This is a genomic window from Pseudodesulfovibrio sediminis (genome assembly GCF_020886695.1).
In the GTDB taxonomy this organism is placed as follows: Bacteria; Desulfobacterota; Desulfovibrionia; order Desulfovibrionales; family Desulfovibrionaceae; genus Pseudodesulfovibrio; species Pseudodesulfovibrio sediminis.
Genome location: NZ_AP024485.1, coordinates 2292563 through 2315574, shown reverse-complemented (window position 1 = coordinate 2315574; position 23012 = coordinate 2292563). Strand labels below are relative to the sequence as shown.

The 23012-nt window shown below is 56.0% G+C and carries 26 protein-coding genes; 15 read left to right on the top strand and 11 right to left on the bottom strand.

The features are described 5' to 3' along the window. The first annotated feature begins 6 nt into the window (after window positions 1-6). Both SRBAKS_RS11130 and SRBAKS_RS11125 read left to right on the top strand, forming a co-directional pair. Window positions 7-618, top strand: a complete 612-nt coding sequence (locus tag SRBAKS_RS11130) for an FmdE family protein (RefSeq protein ID WP_229590966.1) — start codon at window positions 7-9, stop codon at window positions 616-618. Between the two features lie 289 nt (window positions 619-907). Beyond that, window positions 908-2302, top strand: a complete 1395-nt coding sequence (locus tag SRBAKS_RS11125; RefSeq protein ID WP_229590965.1) for a class II fumarate hydratase — start codon at window positions 908-910, stop codon at window positions 2300-2302. Here SRBAKS_RS11125 and SRBAKS_RS11120 read toward each other — a convergent pair. Then, the gene (locus tag SRBAKS_RS11120) at window positions 2299-2901 is read right to left on the bottom strand and encodes a LysE family translocator (protein ID WP_229590964.1); all 603 of its coding nucleotides are present in this window, start codon (window positions 2899-2901) and stop codon (window positions 2299-2301) included. The two genes, SRBAKS_RS11125 and SRBAKS_RS11120, sit on opposite strands and share 4 nt — an antisense overlap. 84 nt (window positions 2902-2985) lie before the next feature. Between SRBAKS_RS11120 and SRBAKS_RS11115 the strand changes: the two genes are divergently transcribed. Continuing rightward, a complete protein-coding gene (locus SRBAKS_RS11115; RefSeq protein ID WP_229590963.1) occupies window positions 2986-4353 on the top strand; it encodes an aminotransferase-like domain-containing protein in 1368 nt (455 codons plus the stop codon). 81 nt (window positions 4354-4434) lie between these two features. Here SRBAKS_RS11115 and SRBAKS_RS11110 read toward each other — a convergent pair whose 3' ends face one another. Next, on the bottom strand, window positions 4435-5076 hold the full coding sequence (locus SRBAKS_RS11110; protein ID WP_229590962.1) for a DUF2959 domain-containing protein: 642 nt from the start codon (window positions 5074-5076) through the stop codon (window positions 4435-4437). Window positions 5077-5143: 67 nt separating this feature from the next. After that, window positions 5144-6037, bottom strand: coding sequence for a LysR family transcriptional regulator ArgP (locus tag SRBAKS_RS11105; RefSeq protein ID WP_229590961.1), 894 nt, complete (start codon window positions 6035-6037; stop codon window positions 5144-5146). A 152-nt stretch (window positions 6038-6189) separates the two neighbouring features. On the opposite strand from SRBAKS_RS11105, the gene SRBAKS_RS11100 reads away from it, so the two are divergent. Then, window positions 6190-6798: a LysE/ArgO family amino acid transporter gene (locus SRBAKS_RS11100; protein ID WP_229590960.1), complete on the top strand. Its 609-nt coding sequence runs from the start codon at window positions 6190-6192 to the stop codon at window positions 6796-6798. Between the two features lie 85 nt (window positions 6799-6883). On the opposite strand, the gene SRBAKS_RS11095 is transcribed toward SRBAKS_RS11100, so the two are convergent. Further along, window positions 6884-7174, bottom strand: a complete 291-nt coding sequence (locus SRBAKS_RS11095) for a hypothetical protein (protein ID WP_229590959.1) — start codon at window positions 7172-7174, stop codon at window positions 6884-6886. 87 nt (window positions 7175-7261) lie between these two features. Here SRBAKS_RS11095 and SRBAKS_RS11090 point away from each other — a divergent pair, with 87 nt between their 5' ends. Continuing rightward, window positions 7262-7705: a cereblon family protein gene (locus SRBAKS_RS11090; protein WP_229590958.1), complete on the top strand. Its 444-nt coding sequence runs from the start codon at window positions 7262-7264 to the stop codon at window positions 7703-7705. Between the two features lie 9 nt (window positions 7706-7714). Here SRBAKS_RS11090 and SRBAKS_RS11085 read toward each other — a convergent pair whose 3' ends face one another. Further along, entirely contained in the window at window positions 7715-8857 is a 1143-nt protein-coding gene (locus SRBAKS_RS11085; RefSeq protein WP_229590957.1) for a hypothetical protein, read from the bottom strand. Between the two features lie 128 nt (window positions 8858-8985). Between SRBAKS_RS11085 and SRBAKS_RS11080 the strand changes: the two genes are divergently transcribed. From SRBAKS_RS11080 to SRBAKS_RS11045, 8 genes are all read left to right on the top strand, one after another. Next, window positions 8986-9597 (top strand): YigZ family protein, encoded by a 612-nt coding sequence (locus SRBAKS_RS11080; protein ID WP_229590956.1) that lies wholly within the window; start codon window positions 8986-8988, stop codon window positions 9595-9597. 93 nt (window positions 9598-9690) lie between these two features. After that, window positions 9691-10134: a hypothetical protein gene (locus SRBAKS_RS11075; protein WP_229590955.1), complete on the top strand. Its 444-nt coding sequence runs from the start codon at window positions 9691-9693 to the stop codon at window positions 10132-10134. Window positions 10135-10227: 93 nt separating this feature from the next. Next, window positions 10228-10827 carry a LemA family protein gene (locus SRBAKS_RS11070; protein WP_229590954.1) on the top strand — a complete coding sequence of 200 codons (600 nt, stop codon included), beginning with the start codon at window positions 10228-10230 and terminating at the stop codon, window positions 10825-10827. Window positions 10828-10839: 12 nt separating this feature from the next. Next, window positions 10840-11631 carry a TPM domain-containing protein gene (locus tag SRBAKS_RS11065; RefSeq protein ID WP_229590953.1) on the top strand — a complete coding sequence of 264 codons (792 nt, stop codon included), beginning with the start codon at window positions 10840-10842 and terminating at the stop codon, window positions 11629-11631. A gap of 11 nt (window positions 11632-11642) precedes the next feature. After that, the gene (locus tag SRBAKS_RS11060) at window positions 11643-12278 is read left to right on the top strand and encodes a TPM domain-containing protein (protein WP_229590952.1); all 636 of its coding nucleotides are present in this window, start codon (window positions 11643-11645) and stop codon (window positions 12276-12278) included. Between the two features lie 83 nt (window positions 12279-12361). Beyond that, window positions 12362-12568, top strand: a complete 207-nt coding sequence (locus tag SRBAKS_RS11055) for a hypothetical protein (protein WP_229590951.1) — start codon at window positions 12362-12364, stop codon at window positions 12566-12568. A 394-nt stretch (window positions 12569-12962) separates the two neighbouring features. After that, window positions 12963-14183, top strand: a complete 1221-nt coding sequence (locus SRBAKS_RS11050) for an ammonium transporter (RefSeq protein WP_283816464.1) — start codon at window positions 12963-12965, stop codon at window positions 14181-14183. Window positions 14184-14198: 15 nt separating this feature from the next. After that, window positions 14199-14537, top strand: a complete 339-nt coding sequence (locus SRBAKS_RS11045; RefSeq protein ID WP_229590950.1) for a P-II family nitrogen regulator — start codon at window positions 14199-14201, stop codon at window positions 14535-14537. A 248-nt stretch (window positions 14538-14785) separates the two neighbouring features. Here the strand turns inward: SRBAKS_RS11045 and SRBAKS_RS11040 are convergent, their stop codons facing one another. From SRBAKS_RS11040 to ilvN, 5 genes are all read right to left on the bottom strand, one after another. Then, window positions 14786-16006, bottom strand: coding sequence for an HDOD domain-containing protein (locus SRBAKS_RS11040; RefSeq protein ID WP_229590949.1), 1221 nt, complete (start codon window positions 16004-16006; stop codon window positions 14786-14788). A gap of 31 nt (window positions 16007-16037) precedes the next feature. Continuing rightward, the gene (locus SRBAKS_RS11035) at window positions 16038-16916 is read right to left on the bottom strand and encodes a CheR family methyltransferase (protein WP_229590948.1); all 879 of its coding nucleotides are present in this window, start codon (window positions 16914-16916) and stop codon (window positions 16038-16040) included. A gap of 123 nt (window positions 16917-17039) precedes the next feature. Next, window positions 17040-18116 carry a butyrate kinase gene (gene buk, locus SRBAKS_RS11030; RefSeq protein WP_229590947.1) on the bottom strand — a complete coding sequence of 359 codons (1077 nt, stop codon included), beginning with the start codon at window positions 18114-18116 and terminating at the stop codon, window positions 17040-17042. Further along, window positions 18113-19057, bottom strand: coding sequence for a phosphate acyltransferase (locus tag SRBAKS_RS11025; protein WP_229590946.1), 945 nt, complete (start codon window positions 19055-19057; stop codon window positions 18113-18115). The genes buk and SRBAKS_RS11025 overlap by 4 nt, the downstream gene beginning before the upstream one ends. A gap of 3 nt (window positions 19058-19060) precedes the next feature. Continuing rightward, window positions 19061-19540 (bottom strand): acetolactate synthase small subunit, encoded by a 480-nt coding sequence (gene ilvN / locus SRBAKS_RS11020; RefSeq protein WP_229590945.1) that lies wholly within the window; start codon window positions 19538-19540, stop codon window positions 19061-19063. Window positions 19541-19695: 155 nt separating this feature from the next. On the opposite strand from ilvN, the gene SRBAKS_RS11015 reads away from it, so the two are divergent. Together SRBAKS_RS11015 and SRBAKS_RS11010 are read left to right on the top strand one after the other, a co-directional pair. Continuing rightward, on the top strand, window positions 19696-21120 hold the full coding sequence (locus tag SRBAKS_RS11015; protein WP_229590944.1) for an SLC13 family permease: 1425 nt from the start codon (window positions 19696-19698) through the stop codon (window positions 21118-21120). A gap of 11 nt (window positions 21121-21131) precedes the next feature. After that, window positions 21132-22067 carry a universal stress protein gene (locus tag SRBAKS_RS11010; protein ID WP_229590943.1) on the top strand — a complete coding sequence of 312 codons (936 nt, stop codon included), beginning with the start codon at window positions 21132-21134 and terminating at the stop codon, window positions 22065-22067. 18 nt (window positions 22068-22085) lie between these two features. On the opposite strand, the gene murI is transcribed toward SRBAKS_RS11010, so the two are convergent. Further along, window positions 22086-22925, bottom strand: coding sequence for a glutamate racemase (murI, locus tag SRBAKS_RS11005; RefSeq protein ID WP_229590942.1), 840 nt, complete (start codon window positions 22923-22925; stop codon window positions 22086-22088). Window positions 22926-23012 lie beyond the last annotated feature (87 nt).

Below are 23012 nucleotides of genomic sequence, written 5' to 3'. Positions count from 1 at the left end.
AGAGCAATGACCTGTACGTTTTCCGCTGAGACCATCGAAGATACCATTGCGTTCCATGGCCACAGCTGCCCGGGGCTGGCCATCGGCATCCGTGCGTCGGAGCTGGCCATCAATGAACTGGGGTCGCCTGAGGCCATTGAAATGGTGGCTGTATCCGAGACCGACATGTGCGGCGTCGACGCCATTCAATTTCTTACAGGGTGTACGTATGGCAAAGGGAATTTCCTGCACCGCGATTACGGGAAGATAGCCTTTTCCTTTTACGACAGAAAATCCGGCAAAGGATTCCGGGCTCTGCTTAATCCGGCAGTCCGGGCAGGCATGGACGAAGAGCTCGCCGCCCTCATGGGGAAACAGTCAGATGGCTCTGCCACGCAAGAGGACAAGTCCAGGGTCAAGGAGTTGCGGGCCTTGCTGCAGGATCGTTTCATGACGATTGGACTTGAAGAGATGTTTCATGTCACCCCGCTTACGACCGATCCGCCCAGGGGAGCGAAGATACTGGAAAGCCTGACTTGTGATTGCTGTGGCGAGTCAGTCATGGAATCGCGCACCCGGCGCTTTGGAGGGAAGACCGTGTGTATCCCCTGTTTTGCCACCATGGAACAAAAAATCTAATTTCGTTTCACCTCTTTTCGTCCATCCCTTCCGTTCAGACGAGGACCGCAGACCGATGCGGTCCTCGTCGTACTGGATTTCCACCCGGATAGGTCTCCTGGTTTGTTCAGATTCAGGATCGTACCGGCTGCCAGCAGGGGATAGCTGTATTACTTCTTGAATTACTTTTTGTCATAACGCTTGGTTTACAAGGCTTGCAGGCATAGTCGCTACCTTCTTCAGGCTTTTCATTCCGGTTGAGGCAAACCCGAACATGGGCTACTGTCGGTGATAAAGAAAGGAGCGGGAGATGACGGAGTTCAGAAATGAATCAGACAGCCTCGGCGTTGTAAGGGTGCCGTCCGATATGCTGTGGGGTGCCCAGACCCAGCGGGCATTGAATCTGTTTACCATCGGGCATGAGCGCATGCCCCGGGAGATGATCACCCCCTATGCCATTCTCAAGAAAGGATGCGCCCAGGCCAACCATGCGGCAGGCACACTCCCGACCGAGATCATGGAGCTCATTGTCCGCGTCTGTGATGAAATCATCGATGGTCGGCACCGCGACATGTTTCCCCTGCCGGTCTGGATTTCAGGGTCCGGCACCCAGTTCAACATGAACGTCAACGAGGTCATTGCCAACCGGTGTTCCCAGCTTGCCGGAGAGTCGCTCGGCTCCAAGAAGCCGGTGCATCCCAATGACCATGTCAACAAGAGTCAGTCAACTAACGATAACTTTCCGTCAGTCATGCATATGTCTGTCGTAATTGAAACTTTCAGAAGGCTTCTGCCCTCTCTACGCATGCTGAAAGACCATCTTTCCACCAAGGCAAAGGCGTGGATGGATATTGTCAAGATCGGTCGCACGCACATGCAGGACGCCACGCCGTTGACGCTTGGGCAGGAGTTCTCCGGGTATGCCGCCATGCTTGAGGAGTCGCTGTATCGACTGGATGCGGGGCTGGGAGAAGTCTATGCCCTGCCCCTGGGCGGGACGGCTGTGGGCACCGGCATAAACACCTCCCCCGGATTTGGCGAGGACGCCATAGCGAACATCGCCGAGTTGACCGGTCTGCCTTTTGTCCCGGTGCGCAACATCTTCGCCGCCCAGGGCAGTCATGACGCGCTGGTCCATTTTTCCGGTCTGCTCAAGACGCTGGCCGTGTCCCTGAACAAGATCGCGTCCGATATCCGGTTGCTGGCCTGCGGGCCGCGTGCAGGTATTGGCGAACTCATCCTGCCCGCCAACGAACCGGGTTCATCCATCATGCCCGGCAAGGTCAACCCCACGCAGGTGGAGGCCCTGACCATGGTTTCCCTGCAGGTCATCGTCAACGACCAGGCGGTCAGCCTGGGCGGCACGTCCGGCGCACTGGAGATGAATGCGTACAAACCGCTCATGATCCGCAATCTCCTGCATTCCATCGGTCTTCTGGTGGATGCCATGGACTCTTTCCGCATCAATCTGGTGGATGGCCTGGAACCCAACCGGGAGCGGATCAGCGACCACCTCAACCGATCCCTCATGCTGGTGACCGCCCTGGCTCCGGCTATCGGGTACGAGAGCGCGGCGAGCATCGCGCACCACGCTCATGAAACAGGCCAGACTCTCAAGGAGTCCGCCCTGGAACTCGGTCTCGTAACCGAAAAGGAATTTGATCAGATCATGGTGCCGGAGAAGATGACCCGACCCCACGACTAGGTGGGGCTCAGGAAGAGGGCGTAGGCGGTCGCGCCGATCATGACGGCCACCAGCACGGTGTTGACGCCCATGAGCACGGAGTTGGATTTGAGCGTGCGCATGATGGCGACCCCGGCCAGCCCCCAGCTGGAATGGAAGGTGATCTGACAGGCCATGAAGGTCAGAACAAATATGATTAATTGTTGTATGAATGGCCTGGAATTATTGGCGATCTGGCTGAATCCTACCACGGACATGGCCCAGCTTTTCGGGTTGAGCGGATGCAGGATGACGCCTTCCATGAAGGTGAAGCGTTTTACAGCCGCTCCGGTTGTCAGGCGCATGGAGAGCAGCTTCCAGCCGAGATAACAGATATACCCCATGCCGCCGATCTTCATGACCCATGCAAGTCGGGGCGACGCCATGAACAGCCCGCCAAGGCCGAGGCTGACCATGGTGTTCAGGCCCAGCGCACCGATCACGGCTCCGGCCAGAAAGGGTAGCGAGGACTTGAATCCCGTGTTCTGCCCGATGCCCATCATGGTCAGATTGCCCGCACCGGGCGTTGCGGTCATGACAATGGCGAACAGCAAAAAGGCGGTGTAGGTTTCCATATTCATGGTTCAGCTCCGAAATTTTTAGTGATTTTTCATGTGAGACACCTACGATTGACATTGTGTGGCGTCAATGAATATATTGTCTGCATGACAATATATTCACCTTTCCTGGTTGAGGCAGAGGGGCCGCTGTATAGTCGGCTGGCCGATACCATACAACGTGATATTGTGGCCGGAGTTCTGGTCCCGGGGGCAAAGCTGCCCACGCACCGGGATCTTGCCGACGAATTGGGCATCAATGTCTCCACGGTCACGCGCGGCTATCGTGAAGCCGAGAAGCGGGGTTTGGTCACCGGCACTGTGGGGCGCGGGACGTTTGTGGCGTCTGATGCGGCTACATCCACGTCTCTGGTCTCTTTCGAACCGTCCTGTCCCGGCATGCTGGAGCTGGGGCTCGTGGCGCCGCTTCATCACATGGACCCGGATATTTCCGAAGGGTTCAAGCGTATTGCCCGCCGGAAAAATCCCACATATTTCATGCGATATACAGACCCGCTCGGGCTGCCTGAACACCGTCGGGCGGGTGCGGACTGGGCCAGTCGATACGGCGTGGACGCCGAGCCCGAGGATGTCATTGTCTGCGCAGGCGCACAGCACGCCCTGACCTGCTGTCTGAGCGGGTTGCTTCAGGCCGGAGATCGTATCGCCACGGAGGCGTTGACCTATCCCGGCATGAAAACATTGACCAATATGCTCGGCATGCGGTTGGTGTCCATAGAAATGGATGAACACGGCATGATCCCGGAGAGCCTGGACACGGCCTGCCGCCGCGATGAAATCAAGGCGATCTATCTCATGCCCGGAGTGCATAATCCCACCACCGCCACCCTGAGCGAAGGACGGCGAACCGAGATTGCCCATATTGCGGACCGGCATGACCTCATCATCATCGAAGACGATGCCTATGATCTGACTGATCCTGGGGAGTATACGCCGGTGGGTAATCGGGCGCGGCATCGGAGTGTGTATGTGGCTGGCATGTCCAAATCACTGGCCGCAGGGTTGCGTATTTCCTTCATCGTCACGCCGAAGCAGTTTCTCAAACCCATTGCCCAGGCTGTCCTCAATACCATCTGGATGGCCCCGCCCCTGAACGCGGAACTGGCCGCCATGTGGATCAATGACGGCACGGCAGATCAGGTGGTGGAAAACAAACGGCGGGCTGCGGCTCGTCGCTATATGCTCGCCTGTGACGTGTTGGAAGGGTTCCGTTTCAGAGGCAAGCCAACCGGCTTCTTCATTTGGCTCGATCTCCCGGAGGGGTGGACAGGACAGGCGCTGGAGCAGGCTGCCGCAGCAAAGGGGGTCAATGTCTTTGGGGCGGAGAAGTTTGCTGTGGGAACGATCGCTCCGGCTGCCGCCCGTGTCTCACTGACAGGGACGGATGATCTGGATGATTTGGAACGCGGTTTGGTTATACTCCGGGATATCCTGTTGGGAAATCCGCCAGTCTGACAGGGCCGGTGTCGTTATATAGTGACGAAAAAAGGCGCGTACTGTTGAGTACGCACCTTTTATTATTCTATGGAATTGGTGTTATTCCAGTGTCTTGATGAATTCGTCAGCCTCTGCAATGGACTTGTCCATCTCCTTGATGAGCGTATCAACATCCGTGCGGATGGAGGAAAGCTCGCCTTCGAGGGACGCGATGGCCTTGGCATTGAGGTTGTGCTTGAGATAGAGGACCTGATCCTTGAAGGCGTTCAATACCGGGGTCATCTTGGACTCGGCTTTGCGCATGGCCTTGATCAGCCCGGAATATTTGCGTTTGGTGGCGTTGAGTTTGTTTCGGCTGGAGGTGCGCAGGCTATCGCTGGTGTACTGTTTGATTTCCTCGCCCCACTCGGTGAACAGGGCGTCAGCCACATCTTCCACCTTGTCGATACGCTTGCCCACGTCTTCGGCCCGGTCCTCGCAGTCTTCGTATTGATCGTTGAGCTTTTCGTATGTCGCTTCCAGATTGCCGCCATCAAAGGCCACGGCAGCCTTGAACTGCTCCAGAGCGGAGGCGAACTGCTGCTTGGCGTCTTCCTGGGATTCACGCGCGTCACCTACCCGATCCGTCAGTATTTCGCGTTTGTCATAGCCCATGGATTCCATGGTGGAATAGTACGCCTTTTGACAGCCGTAGCTGAAAAACAGGGTGAACAGGGTCAGGGCAAGCGCGGCACGTTTCATATATGACTCCTTGAAAAGATAGCGGAATTTGTTTGGAGATACATCAATCAGCACTGGCTGGCAAACGTCATGGACGCTGAACAAGTTCCTGGCTGGCACCGGTCACCAGCGCTTCGGTGAATTCGGCCAATCGGTTTGATTCCAGATTCCAGCACTGCCAGTGCAGACGAACCGTGAAGACGTGACCGGGTAGAAGATCGACGAGTTCGCCGCGTTCCACATATGCTTCTGCCTGCTGGTCCGGTAACATGCCGCTCACCCGTCCCGAGGCAATGGCCGGGGCGAACTGTTCGCTTGAGGGAAGGTAGAAGGCGGCCTGATGGTGTGGTTTCTGCCCCAGTTTCTGCTCCAGCAAGATCCCATGCATGCGGTCCTTGCGGTTGAAGATCAGAATGGGCGCTTGCTCCATACCTTCTATTGTTATGATATTCTTGAACCATTTCGTTTTGTATGACGGAGTGCAGTACAGGCGATAGTCCATATCACCGAGATATTCCACGCGGCACCCCTGGAGAGGTTGTGCCCTGTCGCTGATACAGCCGAGCACGTCGCCGTCACGGAGCAGTTCAAGGGTTGCCGCCTGATCATCGACCCGGAGGTCAAGCAACACCGGTTCAGTATCCAGATATCCGTTGAGGGCCGGGAAGAACCATGTTGCCAGGGAGTCGGCATTGATTCCCACGGGCAGGGTCGTGAACCCTTCGCGCTCCTGTCCCAGACCGGGGCCTAGATCTTCCTCAAGCTGTTTTACTTTTCTGAAATGTTTGAGCATTTCGCGTCCGGCAGCCGTCGGAGCCGGGGGAGAAGAGCGCACCAGCAGCACGCACCCGGTCTGCTCCTCAAGCAGTTTCACCCGCTGGGAGACAGCCCCTTGCGTCAAATGTAAGGATTGAGCGGCCTTTTCAAACCCGCCCTCACTGACCACTGCGGCAAATGCTTCCACCAGTTTGTAGTCCATCATGGCTGAGTATTAGCATTACTAATTCAACATGAAAACAATTAGTTTTACACCGATTCCCGCTTGGCGCTATATCCTCACCAACAGAAAGAACACCGCTCACGCAGTGAAATAGAACCATGATCAGTTGGAACGAGAGGGACGGAGGCGTACATATGACATCATTTATTCAGGGTTTTGGCATGGGAGGCGGTCTGATCGTCGCCATTGGAGCCCAGAACGCCTTTGTGCTGACACAGGGAGTGCGCCGCAACCATCATCTGGCTGTGGCGGCCCTGTGTATCCTGTGTGATGTCGTTCTTATTTCCCTGGGCGTCACCGGCGTGGGGACGGTGATCGCGTCCAATCCCACGCTGGGGCAGGTGGCCGCCTGGGGTGGGGCGTGTTTTCTTGGCTGGTATGGTTTTGCGGCCCTGAGGTCTGCGGTGCAGGGCGGTTCTCTTGATGCGCAGAGTGAATCGACCAAAGGGTTGAAACATACCCTCATGCTGACGTTGGCCGTGACCCTGCTCAACCCCCATGTCTATCTCGACACCATCGTGCTCATGGGTTCCATCAGCGGTCAATATCCCACCTCGGAGCGATATGTCTTCGGCATGGGAGCGGCCACGGCATCCTGCTGCTGGTTCCTGTGTCTGAGCCTCGGCGGGCAGTTGCTCGCCCCGCTGTTCACCCGTGATATCACCTGGCGGATTCTCGATTCACTGGTCTGTCTGACCATGTGGGGGATCGCCTTTTCGCTCCTGCGCTCGACGCTTGGTTGATAGTTGGCTATGTTTCTAATTATGCGTTATAAATAGCATGCTATCTATATACCTATTATGTTGATAATATAGCATAAAAACCAAATCAATCTTGCCCGTTCTCGCCAGCTCTTCCGTGCATGAAAAGACGCTCCCAATTGAGGGGCATGAGGTTCTGCCGGTTCTTCCATTGCAGATATGCCCAGCCCTCTTCCGGGATGGTGCGGACCAGGATCCTGTTCACGAACTGCTTGCTGCTGTCGCCGCAACATTTGCAGGCCCATCCGCAGATATCGCAGGTACACCCACCGGTCTTGATCATTTCCTTGAGGGTGCCGGAGTTATCGCAACAGGTGTCGCAGAGTCGGAGATATCCGGGGTCGTGTATTTCGGTCATGGTCAAGCTGTACGATCCGTGATGAAACCGGTCAACCCTCTTCATTTTATTGCTGCGGTGGAGTATGATGGAGAACGGAGGCCGATCATGATCAATGGTAACTGGCAACCCACACACCTGCTTCGTGATGCACCCCCGGACATGGGGGTGGTGTTGAAGGACGCATCCGAGTCGAAATCCACGCCCGAACTTGAGGCCGGGGATGGAGGGCGCGCACTTGTCTGTCGTCAGTGCCGCAACAAGATTACCCGCAAAGACCTGGCCATGACCGTGAACGGGTCTCACCGTCACGTGTATTTCAATCCCATGGGCCACCTGTTCGAGCTGGGGTGCTTCGCGTCGGCTAGACATCTCTCGGTCCACGGCGTCAGAACCGAGGAGTTCACCTGGTTTCCCGGCTATGCCTGGCAGGTCGTGGTCTGTAGCACCTGCGGCAGTCAGCTCGGCTGGAAGTTTACCGGGAAGGATGATGGGTTTTACGGGCTGCTGTTGAATATGCTCATGGAAGAGGATGAGGATCGCTCCTCGTAAGCGCAGTGCCTATTCGTCAGGAGTGGCTTTTCTTGCTTTCTGGAGATTTTGTTGGAATTTTTCCCGACTCTCCCTGAGGGCCTTGTCTCTTTCTTCTCGATATCGGATTGTATTGGCCCGTTGTTTGCGATCAAAGGCGGATTGGAATTCCGTTTTGGGTACATGGCCGAAGCGTAGGCTGAAGTCGAGGCGGAGCCCCGGATTCTTTTCCCAGTCATTTGAGTCGTTGAATTGTACGAAAGGGATCAGGCTTGTGTAGAACCACTCCTTCCACTGTTTGCGATATTCAACTTCTGTAATGATTCTGTTTAGATACATTGAACGGTGTGGGGAGGAGCGGTAGCCGTTGCGTACCGAGAAGTGCAGGGCCTGACGGGTTGTGAGAAAGTGGTACAGGGATAATTTCAGATCATAGTATTGGGTGGGGTTGTTCAGTTTGAACAGGCCTGACGCACTGGTTCGGTATAGCCATTTATGGAGCATGGGCCAGTCTGCGCTTAATGTTGATTTGTACTCAAGCCCTTCATCCGAGTAGAGCCGAAACCGCTGGGCGGCGCGTAGGTCCCATTTGTCGAACTCCCATAATTCCACCCAGTTGAATGAACCATAGACAGCACTTCCGTCGAATTTCCACTTGACGCCGGCCCCGGTGTTTACGTTTCTGGTCCGGGTCCGCTTGAAAAAAGTGGAAACCCCCATATACACGTTTTTCGTGTCATCTCCGGCGTTTTCCTGTTCAGCCTCCTCAAGCGAGCTGCCCTCGCTTTCTCCGCCTTCGTCCGGGTCGCCGCCAAGGGTGAAGAGCCACCGCTCGGTGTTGGGCAGCTGAAGGCGCAGGTCCACGGAATTGTTCAGCCGGAACCCGTCCGAGTCCACATTGGGGGAAACCTTGAGCCGGAGATAGGTCTTGTTGGAAGTGGTCCTGTACAGATCGTCATCAAAGAAGGCGTCCATCCAGGTGGCGGTAGACACCACCATTTCGGAAAAGTCCTGCTGTGTCTGGTCGAGGGTACCGGGTTCAGGGGCTTCAAGGTCAAGTATATCAACGGGAACCGGTTCGCCGCCCGGTTCTTCGGCAGACGTGACAACAGGCAGCACCAAGAGTGCGATGAGCAGCGCCGCAATGCGCCCTGTGTCCGAAACTGACAACACTTCGATGTGGTCCTCTGGTTACCTTTACCAATTCTACAATAATGCATCATAGTTGGCGTTGCCTGTCAATTGCAGGCAGGGCGTTCGTTCTCTTGACCCTGTTCGAGTAACCGGGATACATTCGGCACATGTCGGACAGATATCCCATCCCCAGTTGCTTTCATCGTGTGGAAGACTCCATCAAGAAAAGCCGCTTCATCACCTCCATGGACCATGCGCCGGACCTCGATTCGGCCCGAGAGTTTGTCGCCCGTATCAAGGAGGAATTTCCTGATGCCACGCACAACTGTTGGGCGTATGCAGCCGGTCCCCCCGGCGACACGGCCAAGGTGGGGTTGTCCGATGACGGCGAACCGGGCGGAACAGCCGGGAAACCCATGCTGAACATGCTGCTGCACGGTGGTGTCGGTGAGATCGCCGTGGTGGTCACCCGGTACTATGGGGGCACCAAACTCGGCACGGGTGGGTTGGTTCGAGCCTACTCCGGCATGGTCAAGCTCGGTCTGGAGTCCCTCCCCGTCAAGGAAATGGTGGAGACCATCATGCTGGACGTGACCATGCCGTATCCGGCGATCACCCTGTTCAAGCGGTTGTTGCCGGAGTTTGAAGCTGAAGTCAGAGAGGAATCCTTTAGCGATGTGGCGGGATTTACGTTGGAGTTGCCAGCTGAACATCTGGCCGAATTTGACGAACGGGTCACCGAGTTGACGGACGGGCAGGCTATATTGTGTAAAAAATGACACTTGCACCGGTTGCACTTCCCCACCAAAATGAGCTAGTTTGGTCTTTAAATAAGCAATTTCGGGGTAACTACAAGGTCGAAAGCAGGGTCCATGTCCACATTACGTTTGCGCGCTATTTATAAACAACTCGATGATAAAATTGGAAATTCAAAAGAAGCTGCCCTTTTTGAGGTCAAGGAGTTAAAAGCCGACCTCAACGAACTCCAACGATATCTTTCCGGTCGTAAGAAAGAAACCACCCTTCAGCCAGAAGATTTTTTGCGGTCCGCATACGAGATTGCTCAATATTTACGTGACATGCAAAAGCGGGAAGAGGTCCTGGCCGAGATGCAGGATGTGGCCGCCGCCATTGAAGCCGAAGAGTACCTCGAATCACGGGGAGCCAAGCTCCTGAGCCGTCCCGCAGGCTGGCATTTCCAGACTTCCAAGGAGCGCTTTCTGCTCCACGCCGATGACCCGGTCAAGGCTGCGGTCAAATTGCGCAAGCTCCTGGCCTCGGGCAAGCGACTGAAAAAAATCAGAAAAAAGAAATAGTTTCATCGAATAACCGTGGTCTGCCTTGACTCTTTCGCGGTAGGCCCCATTATTGGGTAACGAAATCAACTCCAACCTTATGGAACTAATACCATGCTCAAACGTCTTGTTTTGATCGTCATGACGGTCTTTATGGCCATGTCCCTTGCCGGTTGCGGCTACAACTCCATGCAGCAGCAGGAAGAGGAAGTGTTCGGCGCATGGGCCAATCTCGAAGCCGTACTGCAGCGCCGTTCCGATCTCATCCCCAATCTGGTGGCAACCGTCCAGGGAGCAGCAGCGCATGAAAAATCCACCCTTGCCGCTGTTGTCGAGGCCCGTGCCAAGGCAACGCAGACAGTCCTGACCCCGGATATGCTGGGAGACAAGCAGGCGCTGGCCAATTTTCAGGCCGCTCAGGGGCAGCTTTCCTCTGCCCTGTCCCGTCTGATGGTAGTAGTGGAGCGGTACCCCGACCTCAAGGCCAACCAGAACTTTCTGGGCCTGCAGCACCAGCTTGAGGGCACGGAGAATCGTATTACCGTTGCTCGCCAGCGGTACAATGACGCGGTCAAGAAATTCAATTTTGCCATCAGAAGCTTCCCGAATTCCCTGACGAACTCCATGTTGCTCCATCTGGAACGCAAGGAGTTCTTCCAGGCTGATCCTGGTGCCAAGGCCGCGCCCAAGGTCAACTTCGGCAAAGAATCCTAATCCGGGAATACCATGCGAATTCACCGTATAGCCGTACTCGGCTTCATACTCGTTCTGGCCATGGCTACCGCTGCCATGGCTCTGGACGTACCGCCCTATACGGGGCGGGTCAACGACATGGCCAACATGATGGCTTCCACCACGGAAAACGAGTTGGACATCGCGCTCATCGAGCTTGAAAAGACCGACTCCACCCAGGTGGCCATCCTGACGATTCCTTCCCTTGAAGGTGACTCGCTGGAGGAGTTCTCCATGCGCGTGGCCGAGGCCTGGAAGCCGGGCATGAAAGGCTCGGATAATGGCGTGCTCCTTCTGGTCAGCAAGGAGGACCGTAAAATCCGCATCGAAGTCGGCTATGGCCTTGAAGGCGTGCTCACCGACGTGTTGTCCGGCCAGATCATTGACGACGTCATTACTCCCCAGTTCAAGGCGGGGCATTTTGACAGAGGGTTTGTGGACGGCGTAACCGCCATAACCGCAGCGGTCAGAGGCGAATTTCAGGCCCTGCAAAAGAAGAAGCGCAGCAGAGGGACATCGTTCCTCCCCGTAATCATCATGATCATGTTCAGCGTCATCTTCCTTACCGAGAAATTCGGCAGAAAGCGGCGTCCATTGACATCCGGCGGCACGATAGAGGACGGCACCCGTCGTTCATCTGTCGGATCAACGGCCTCAACCTTGTTTTTCCTGTCCATGCTCGGCGGTGGCCGTGGCGGTGGAGGGGGCAGTGGGTTCGGCGGCGGTGGTTTTGGCGGATTCGGCGGTGGTGGATTCGGTGGTGGCGGCGCAAGCGGCGGCTGGTAAGGAAGGATAGAATGAAAACTGCACAGACTTTTCTCACTCAGGAAGAACAGGACGCCATCGTCGCATGTGTTCAGGAGGCGGAAAGCCGGACCTCCGGCGAGATCGTGCCCATGATCGCATCCTCGAGTTACGAATACCCCCGCGCCAGCATGGTGGGCGGTATGCTCTTCGGCCTGGTCACTGCCATTGGCGGCAGCATGCTGCTGGAACGTGAGGACATGTGGGTGTTCATCCCCCTGTTCCTTGGCTGTTACTTCCTCTTCTCCTATCTGTTTGAGGCGATCCCGGTGCTGAAACGGCCGTTCATCTCCAAGCATGAGATGCGCGAAGAGGTGGAAGAGGCCGCGTTCACGGCCTTTTATCAACACGGCCTGCATCACACCCGGGACTTGACCGGTATCCTTATCTATATCTCGGTTTATGAGCGCAGCGTACAGGTGCTGGCCGACAAGGGCATCAACGACAAGGTCGACCCCAAGGTGTGGGAAGAGGTCGTTGCCATGGTCACGGCAGGCATCAAGGCGGGAAAACCGGCTGATGCCATCTGCCAGGGGGTAACCCGGTGCGCCGAGCTGGTGGTTGAGCATTTTCCGATCAAGCATGATGACACCGATGAGTTGCCCAACCTGATTATCAACGGGGAATAACATCCCTGATTTCACGCAAGGGTAACCCTTTCTCCATACTTCCGTAACGTGGGTGTGGTCTCCTATGCTCAAGGAGATCCCCCATGGTACCCACAATCATTGTCAGCGTACTGCTCGTGCTACTTCTGGCAGGGCTCACCCTGGTCAGGGTCATTTTCGTTCGATCCTCCCCCAATGCCGATATGATCGCCCAGGCCCATGCCGCTTTCTCTTACGCGGGTAAGGCGTGCCATGGCGCTCAGGGGGATCAGGTAGATGACCACCCGGCTGTCACGCTCCACTGCATTTGATATTACCCCGCATGCTGGTTCATGTGTGGTTTTGAACCGGGATGGAGTACGCATTTCGTGAACCCTTTGCTGTTCACATGGTCCGGGTGCTGCTTTTTTTGCGGTGTTTGTGATCTGTAACAATATTGTTATGCTTGCTCGCTGATATTAAGACAATATTGTGCAATGTGTGTTTCAAACACAGAACACCGCCCTCTCTCATCAAGTAATACGTGGGTTTACCTCTTGGCACCGTTATTGCTTTAATACCGCACTTTATCTGGTCAATTTATACCAAAATTGTGATTTGCCTTTGGGCCGGGAACTTGAAGACATTACAAGGATGAACCGCACGGGGCGGTTGTCTTTGCGTGCAAGCTTGTGATTGACCGTTCATAACCATAGGAGGGTTCGAATGATTCAGAGCGGCGACACCGCCTTCATTCTTGTTTGTGCGGCCCTGGTACTGCTCATGACACCGGGGCTGGCCCTGTTTTACGGGGGCATGGTACGTAGCAAGAACGTGCTCGGTACCATCATGCAGTCCATTATCATGATTTCGCTCGTCAGCCTCGAGTGGATTTACATAGGCTATTCCATGAGCTTCGGTCCTGACGTGGCCGGCGTCATCGGAGATATGTCGCATTTCGCCCTCAGTGGCGTCACAGCCGCGCCAAGCGACACATATGCCACCACCATCCCGCATATCGTGTTCATGATCTATCAGTGCATGTTCGCGGTCATCACCCCGGCGTTGATCACCGGCGCGTTTGCAGAGCGTGTGCGGTTCGCTCCGTTTTGCGCCTTCAGCGTCCTGTGGGCCGTTTTCGTCTACAACCCTGTCTGCCACTGGGTCTGGGGCGGCGGGTTCCTGGGCGACATGGGCGTGCTCGATTTTGCAGGCGGGCTGGTTGTCCACCTGACCTGCGGTGTGGCCGCCTTGGTGGCCTGTATCGCTATCGGCCCTCGCAAGGGGTTTCGCAAACGCCAATTCATTCCTCACAACCTCCCCATGACACTCATCGGGACCGGCCTGCTCTGGTTCGGCTGGTTCGGGTTTAACGGCGGCAGCGCCTTGGCAGCCGATGAAATCGCGGCCACCGCATTCGTAGCAACCCATATCGCCGGCATGACCGGGATGCTCACATGGACCGTGGTCGAATGGTACCACGCAGGCAAGCCCACCACCCTGGGGGCGGCTTCAGGTGCCATCGCCGGTCTGGCCACAATCACCCCTGCCGCCGGATTCGTCGGTCCCAACTCAGCTGTGGCCATCGGTCTGCTGGGCGGGCTTATCTGCTATCTCGCGGTCATGGCAAAAAACCGTTTTGGGTATGACGACTCACTCGATGTGGTCGGCATCCATGGAGTCGGCGGTCTGGTCGGCACCATCGCGCTCGGGCTGTTCGCGTCTACGGCCATCAACCCCGGCGGAGCCGACGGTCTCTTCTTCGGCAATCCCGGCTTCCTGGTCACGCAGTTTATCGGTATCGGTATCATTGGAGTCTATACACTGGTGATTTCCTGGATTATCATCAAGGGAGTCAACGCGGTTTCCCCCTTGCGCATGGAAGACAATGCCGAGGAAATCGGCATGGACACTTCGGAACACTCCGAGAGTGCGTATCAGGCTTAATCAATTGGAGAATATATGAAAAAAATTGAAGTTATCACACGCAACTACAAGCTGGATGATATCAAGGAGGGACTCACGTCTCTGGGTATCAAGGGAATGACCGTGGCCGAGGTCAAAGGGTTCGGCCGGCAGGGTGGACACAAGGAAGTCTATCGCGGTGCGGAATATCAGGTTGATTTCGTTCCCAAAATCAAAATCGATATCGTCATTGATGACGAACTTGTTGCCGATGTGGTGCAGGCCATCTCGAACGCTGCACGGACCGGAGAGGTCGGTGATGGCAAGATCTTCATCTCGCCCATTGATGACGTGGTCAGAATACGAACAGGAGAATCCGGCTCGGACGCCGTATAGTCGGGGCTGCCTCCTGCGTGCTGGGGGGAAGGGAGAGGAAACGGTTTTCCAAAGGCAATCACTTTTTCCCCCCAGCTCTCCTAGTCAGCGCTTATCCCAAACATTTCACACTACTGTGCGGAAAGGGTCGTTTTGGGTTGAGGACAAAGAAAGACGCACCGTGGTGATACATGGTGCGTTTTTTTTTTGCTTCGGAGCGATGAGGGAAAGTCGTGAGCTGTGGCCATTGAATGGCCTTCGCCATGGGGCTAGAAGAACGCTTCCATGATGACGTCGACCTGCTTGTGGTATTCTTCAACAGCCTCGCCAAGGGTCGTGTCGGCCTTGATGCCGAGCAGACTCCAGGCCTCTTCGTCCACACCGGGCACGACGTACATGCCGCCCATGGCGATATCCACGGCATTGGTCAGGTTGTCGGCGATATGGATGATCGCGGGTTCCAGCGGGTTGGGATATTCCATGGGCATGTGGTGGTAATTGATCATGCAGGACAGCCCTTCCGGGAATTTCCAGGATTGGAGCAGCGGGGCGCTGATATCCGTGTGGTTGAATCCCATGATGGAGTGTTCGGCTTCAACCAGCGGTATGGAATTCTCGCGGGCAAAGAGCATGGCCTCGGTGGAGGCGTAGGGCAGCTTTTTGAACATGATCAGCCGTCCCACATCGTGCAGCAGCCCGGCGATGAAAAAACGTTCGGGAGATAGCCCGGTCTGTGTGCCGGCGAGTATCTTGGCAAAGATGCCGCAGGTGATGGAGTGACGCCAGAAGGTCTTCATGTCGACCAGTTCGGACGGAATGTCCTTGAAATAATTGATGGCAGAGATGCCGAGTGCCAGCGTGGAAAGTTCCTTTGCGCCCACCAGCGCAACGGAGCGGCTGATGGAATCAATGGTTTGCGTGAAGCCGTACAGGGGCGAGTTCACGAGCTTGAGGAGCTTTGCGGACAGGCTCATGTCGGTGCTGACCACCTGGGCGATGGTGTCGGCGGAGGCGCTGTCATCCTCCAGCACTTCCTTGATGCGGAAAAAGATATCCGGGAAACTGGTCAGTTCGGTTTCATGTTTGACGATGGTCTCGGGGGTGCCCATGCCCGTGGAGAAGAGGTCCTCCATATGTTCGACATTGGTTGCACGGCGCTGGTTGATGTCGGGAAGCTCCCAGCCGCCAGCCACCCGTTTTGCCGTCAGTTCCAAGGATATCCTGAACATCTTGATGGCTGGCTCGAAATCCGGGTTGACATAGAGGTAGAAGTCCCGGACATAATCTTCGATTTCCTGCAGGGTCTTTTCATCCAGCTCCAACTGCTCGGCTTCCACATCGGCCTGCTTGATACCAACGCGTTCAAGGAGTGTCAGATGTCGGTCCTGCAACTCGGTGCCCGCAGTAAAGAGCAGCCTTCCGTCCGAGGCTTTCAGGTCTGAGGCCAGGATCATCCCTGCCTTCAAATCGTCAAAATGTACCATGCCCATGGCATCTTCCTCCAATAGTGGGAGCCACCCACTATTCTTCCTTTCTGTATGCGATGGCCCCCGGATGGTAGACCGGCTTGAAGCTCTGGGAAATTTTATGCAAAGACTCCGAATGACCGACCATGAGGTATCCTCCGGGCAGCAGGTTGTCGTAATATGCGCCAATGACCTTCTTTTTCATGGCGTCGTCAAAGTAGATGATGACGTTCCGACAAAAGACGATATGCGAGCGTGGGACGGTCTTCAGACTTCCCGAGTCGTTCAGGTTCATCTGCTTGAAGCGGACCAGCTTCTGCACGGCGGGCTTGATCTTCCAGCCACCGGGCACTTCGGTGAAATATTTGTCTTTGATTTCGTCGGGGGTGGTCTTGAATGCGTACTCGCCGTACACCCCCTTGGTTGCCCGGCGGATCATGTCTGCCGACAGATCGACCGCGGTGATGTTGATGCGCCATTTGGCGATTTCGAGGCGGAGGGACTCAAGCAGCAGGATGGCCAGGGTATAGGGTTCCTCGCCCGATGAGCAGCCAGCCGACCAGATGTTCAGTTCCAGCTTGCCGGCCTTGCGCTGTTCCTCGATTTTTTCCTTGAGCACATGGTCCTTGAATGCCGTGAGTTGCCGCATGTCGCGGCAGAGGCTGGTTTCATTGGTGGTCACCAGCTCGAAGAGGTGTTTGAGTTCCTCATCCTTTTTGACATCGTAGTTGAGGTACTTGATATAGTCGGAGAATCCGGTCAGTCCCAACTCGCCCAGTCGTCTGGAAAACCTGTTTTCAAAGAGATATTTCCGTTTGACGTCAACGAATATACCGCTCTTTTCATATATGAAGTCACGCAGCTTCACGAACTCGTCGTCCGTGATTCTGATGCTTTTTCGTAAAGAAGTGGATTTGGAAAAAAGAGATCCCATTCAATTCAATCCTTCTAGAATTCCGAGTCGCTTTCTGCAGGCTAGAAGATGCACCTGCTGACATATATTGTTAGCTATTTTGCGGTTAATAACAATAAATAATAAAATTAGCTTTATGTCCAGTCACGCATAGTATTGGCGTGCAGAGGCCTCTCCGCTCAGCACACGCTCCACTCCGGCTGCCAGTGAAGCCATTTCCACCTCTCCCGGGACGACCTCCACCCTTCCGAGGTGGGCCACGTCGTGGGACACCGCCGTGACGAGCGGTACACTCCGTGCCAGCCCTCCTGTCAGGATGATCGCGTCGATGGACAACCCGTCTTCCTCGACCAGTGCGGGAGCCAGCGCGGAAATGTTCTTGGCGATATTGTACGCCATGGCCTCGAAGACCAGCCGGGCCTGTGCATCGCCCGCTTCCATGCGTGCCACAATCTGGCGGGGATCATTGGTCCCCATGTGGGCGAACAGGCCTCCCTGCCGGAGCACGCCTTCGCGGATGTCGTCAAGACTCCCTTCATGCCGTGCCAGCCTGTTCAGGACAGACAGGATGGGCAGTCCGCCGGACCGTTCCGGTGTGAACGGCCCTTCACCGTCCAGGCCGTTGACCACGTCGACCACGCGCCCCTTGCGGTGTGCGCCGATGGAAATGCCGCCCCCCAGATGACAGACGATGAAATTCGAGGATTCGTAGGCGATATCCAGCTTGTCGGCAATGATATGAGCGACTCCGCGCTGATTCAAGGCGTGGAACAGGCTGCGTCGTTCTATCTCCGGCAGGCCGGTCAACCGCGCCTTCTCCATCATTTCATCCGTGACCGCCGGGTCGACCACATAGGCGGGGATGTTCCAGGTCAACCCCAGTTTTCGGGCCAGTATGGCTCCCAAGTTGCAGGGATGCTCGCCATATCTGGCCTGTTGCAGATCCGCGATCATATCGTCGGACACTTCGTAAACACCGCCCTCAAGCGGGTGGAGCAGACCGCCACGTCCTGCCACGGCAGTTAACCGACCCGCGTCAATGCTTGCTTTTTCAATGAAGGCACCAATGGCCTGCATGCGAAAATCGAATTGGTCTGCCACGCGCTCGAATTGGGCGACTTCACTCTTGGCATGTTGGATTTCCTCTGCCGCATGCAGTTTGCCTTTTTCCATCACGGTCAGCTTGGTGGATGTGGAACCGGGGTTGATGACGAAAATCATGAATCGCTCCTGTGGGCCAGAACAGACGCAAGGGCAATGGAGTGAAACTTACTCGCATCGGAGTCCCCGCGAGAAGGAACGACGACAGGCACCCTGCTGCCGACGACAACTGCTGCCATGGTGCAGCGGGACAGTGTGGTCAGTGATTTGTAGAGAATGTTGCCCGCCTCGATATTGGGGGTCAGCAGGATGTCTGCATTGCCTGCCACGGGATGATCGAAATGCTTGGTGGCCGCGGCCTCCCTGGACACGGCCAGATCCAGCGAGAGCGGTCCAAGGACCAGGGCATCGCCGAATTCGCCCTGTCGGGCCATCTTGGTCAGGATGTCGCCGTCCAGGGTGGCGGGCATGGCCGGATAGTTGATCTTTTCGGTGGCGGCCAGCACCGCGGCTCTGGGCGCGCGCATGCCGAGCATCCGGGCCACGATTAGCGCGTTTTTGAGTATATCCACCTTGCGTTGCAGGCTGGGGTTGATGTTCACCCCGGGGTCGGTCATGAGCATCAGTCGTCCGTCCAGCGGGGATTCGAAAGCTGAGACATGGGAAAGGATGCGTGAGGGGTGCGGGACGCCGGTCTCCTTGTTCAGCACTGCCTTGAGCAGCGTGACCGTAGGGACCAGCCCTTTCATGATGAGTTGGGCCTCTCCCTCCCGGAAAAGGCGCACCGCCTCGTACACCGCCTGTTCATCTTCGGCGATGTGGATAGTGCGGAAAGGGGAGATATCCAACCCCCGAGCCTCGGCGATCCGTCGGGTCTCCTCGATATCGCCAATGAGAATGGGTTCGGCCACGCCGCGTTCAAAGGCTTCCACCCCTGCACGAAGCACGAACCCTTCGGCAGAGCGGGCAATGGCGACCTTGGGCATGGAGCCGCCCACATTGATCTCCAGAGCGGCCCGGACAAGGCCTTTCAGGCTGGTTATGGGTGCATGATCCGCCACAGCCTATTCATCTCCGCGCTTGAGAGCGATCATGCCGGACCGACACATGGACTTGATGCCGTAAGGGATGAGCATCTTGATGAGTCCGTCCACGCGCTCCTGGTCCCCTGACAATTCCACGGTGATGGTTTTCTGTCCCATGCCTACGACATTCGCTCGAAATACTTCGAAAATCTGCATGAGTTGGCCGGTCTGTTCGCGGTCCATGCCCACTTTGATCATCACCAGTTCACGATCCACGAAATCTTTGCGGGAGAGATCGTCAATCTGGATGACCACATCCAGGGAGTCGAGATACCGTTCCACCTCGTCGATGGCTTCGTCATTGCCGTCCACACAGAGGACAATACGCGAGACCTTGGGATTTTCAGTCTCTCCGGCAGCCAACGACAGGATATTGGCGTCGTATTTTTCGCATTCCAGCGCCATCTTGGCCAGGACGCCGGGTTCGTTTTTACAGAGAGCGGATAGGGTGCGTTTCAAGGGAGACTCCTTGGGTTCGTGCTGAATTCAACGAATGTTCGTTGCTCAAGCAGCATACCCCATCCAATCTGCCTTGAAAAGTCGTGTTCACCTGAAACGAATGAATGGCCTTTCATCTAGTAACTCTTGGCTAGAAAGGGTATAGTGCGCCCATCATGATAAGCTATCTTCGTGAAAAACGGTGGTTTTTCATCACCTTGATCATTCAGGCCGCCATGCTCCTCTCTCCGGCCCCCCAGGGGGTGACGCCCGAGGGATGGCGCGTGCTGGTCATGACTGTCGGTGCCACCATTCTCTTTATCACGGAACCGATTCCCCTCCCGGCCGTGGCCCTGCTTATTGTTCTGGGCCAGGTCTTCCTGCTCGGTCTGGATTCCTCACTGGTGGCCAAGTCCCTTATGAAGGATTCGGTGCTCTTTATCATGGGGTCGCTCATGCTGGCCGTGGCCCTGGTCAAGCAGAAGCTGGACAAGCGACTGGCGTTGCTCATTATCAAGGTTACAGGATCGAACACATACAGTATTGCGTTCGGTATTTCGATTTTCTCCGGCATCCTTGCTTCGTTCATCGGTGAGCATACGGTGGCGGCCATGATGCTGCCTGTGGCACTCTCCCTGTTGCAGTTGGCCACGGACGATTCTGACCAGCGGCGCGCGTTGGCCGTCCTCTTCCTGTTTTCCATCTCGTATGCCTGCGCCATGGCTGGTATAGGTACGCCTTCAGGTGGGGCGAGGAATGCCATCATGATCGACTATCTGCGCGACTTTTTCTACGCCGCGGATGATCCGGCAACCTATGACTATACGGTCAGTTATCTTGATTGGATGATCTATGCATACCCCATTTTCCTCATCCAGTTGCCGCTGATGCATGTCATCCTGCGGTGGACTTTCAAGACGGATATCAAGGATCTCGGTCCGGCAGTCCGGAAGCTCAAGGAACAGGTGGGTAACGAAGGCGCGCTGACCGGCCAGCACTATGTGGCCATCACGCTGTTTGTCGTTATCCTCATAGGGTGGGTCGGGTTTTCTTCCAATGTGGGCATGGGCACCATCGCCATCCTCGGCGCGGTCCTGTTCATGGTGACCGGTCTGGTGCGATGGCAGGACATCAACTCCGGCGTGAACTGGGGTGTGGTGCTGCTCTACGCTGCCGCCATCTCTCTGGGAGTGCAGATGCGCGATACCGGCGCTGCCGCATGGGTGGCCGGTTTGTTCATGGACACCATGTCGCCCTTTGGCATTGATCAGGGGACCGGTCTCCTTGCAGGCGTCATGATACTGACCACATTCATCACCAATACCATGAGCAACGGTGCGGCCGTGGCCGTACTCGGTCCCATTGTGCTTTCCATTGCCGTGGGCACGGAAACCAACCCGCTGGCCGTGGGGATGGTCACTGCCATTTCCAGTGCGTTCGCCTATTTCACGGTTATCGGCACTCCGGCCTCGACCATCGTGTATTCTTCCGGCTACTTGCGTTCAACCGACTTCATGAAAGTCGGCTGGCGTATGGCCCTGATGTCGTTTATCATTTTGTTGCTTGCATCAAAATTCTACTGGCCCCTTGTGGGCTTTTAAGGAGTCGCCCCATGAAACAGGACGACGAAAGATTACGCATACTCATTTGCATCGGCGGTGGACCCGAGGCCTACGCCGGTCTTCGCTATGCCGCCCGTCTCAGTCATAAGAACTGTGCCGATATCGGTCTGTTGTACGTTCGTCCCGAAGATCGGGGGCTGACCTCCGGTGGCATGGACGTGCGTGTTGCCCGCGAGAATGTCCTTGACTGGGGCCTTGAGCTGCCCGGCATGATGCACCTTAAAAAAGCGCGCGATATACTTGTGGAGCTTGGTGAAATAACGCCGGAAACCAATCGGGATTGGAAGCATCTGCAAATATCCGGTGATCCGGTCGGGGAATATATCCGCGAATATGAAAATCCCTGCGGCGGATCCATCTCTCTGCGTCTGCGCACGGCAACGGATGTGACTTCGGTGGTCATCGACGAGGCGGACCGGTGTGAGGCCCATATGATTATTGTCGGTGCGTCTCCGGAACCCATGGGGGGGCTGAAGAAACTCATCTCGCCAAAGCCTCTGGCCCTGAAGATCGCTGCTCACTCAAAGCAATCCGTGCTGGTGGCACGACATCTCGAACCTGGGCGTGGCCATCTGGTGTGTGTGGATGGTTCCGAGCGCTCCACCACCATGCTGCACAAGGCAATCCACTACGCCCACGCCTGCGGATGTGATGTCTCCATTCTGTCCGTGGCCGAAGACGCTTCCCAGGTACAGAGCGCTCAACAGGCCGCTGATTTTGCCGTGGCGCAGTTCAAGGCGGACGGCATCACGCCGGTGGAGTCCTTTGTTGAAACGGGTGACCCCGTGGAATCCATCATCACGGTCGGGTATGATTACTCGCTTATCGTCATGGCGGAATCGGAAAAACCCTGGTTCGCCAAAGGCTTCAGCGTGGTCCACGAAGTCGTTGAAAAAGCACGTAATTCAGTGATGATTGTCAAGTAGGACAGTCGGCGTTTCTGGCTACAAATCCACCAGTTCAACTTCCTCTTCGCTGATGGGCGTTCCCAGAAACCGGGTGCCTGTACGGGCGAATCGTGCGGCATCGTCCGTGGTCAGATACCGTGTCCGGCCGCACTCTTCAGCGGCTTTGTTCAGGTTGGTTGCGGCCAGTGTTGCATAGACTTCGTCAGCGGTTGTCGCGGCGGAATCGACGATGGTGGTGGACGAAGGCACAACCCGTTTGATGGCGGAAGCGAGCAGGGGAAAATGGGTACAGCCGAGGACCAGAGTGTCCGGTATGACAGGAGTTTGAGTGCCTGAGGCCGGATCGAAAATCGGATCGAGATACCGGGCCGCGATGCTTTCCGGGATATCGCCATCCGTCCACCCCTCTTCGGCCAGAGCCACGAACAAGGGGCAGGGGTGGCCGATGATCCGCGCCGAAGGATTAATGGCGTGGATGGCGCGCTGATAGGCACCTCCGGCAATGGTCGACTCTGTGGCAATGACGGCAATGGCGTTATTTCGTGTGGCCTTGCAGGCAGCTTTGGCGCCCGGTTCGATCACACCGAGAACGGGCACATCGGGATTTCCCTTGCGCAGGGCAGAGAGGGCCACGGCAGAGGCGGTGTTGCAGGCCACGACCAACAGTTTGACGGACCGTTTCACCAGTTCGGCACCGCATTGCACGCCATATCGGGAAACGGTCTGCGCTGATTTGGTCCCATAGGGCAACCGGGCGGTATCTCCCAGATAGATGACATCTTCGCACGGCATGTGCTGGCGAAGCGCCTTGAGCACGGTCAGGCCGCCGACCCCTGAGTCGAACATGCCGATAGGTAATTGCTCTTTTATCATCATTGGTTAGCATCCTTTTGAGAAAACGGTGCGTTTCCTTGCACGGCAAAACCAACACAATTTCTTGAAAAAGTCTAAACTAAAATACTC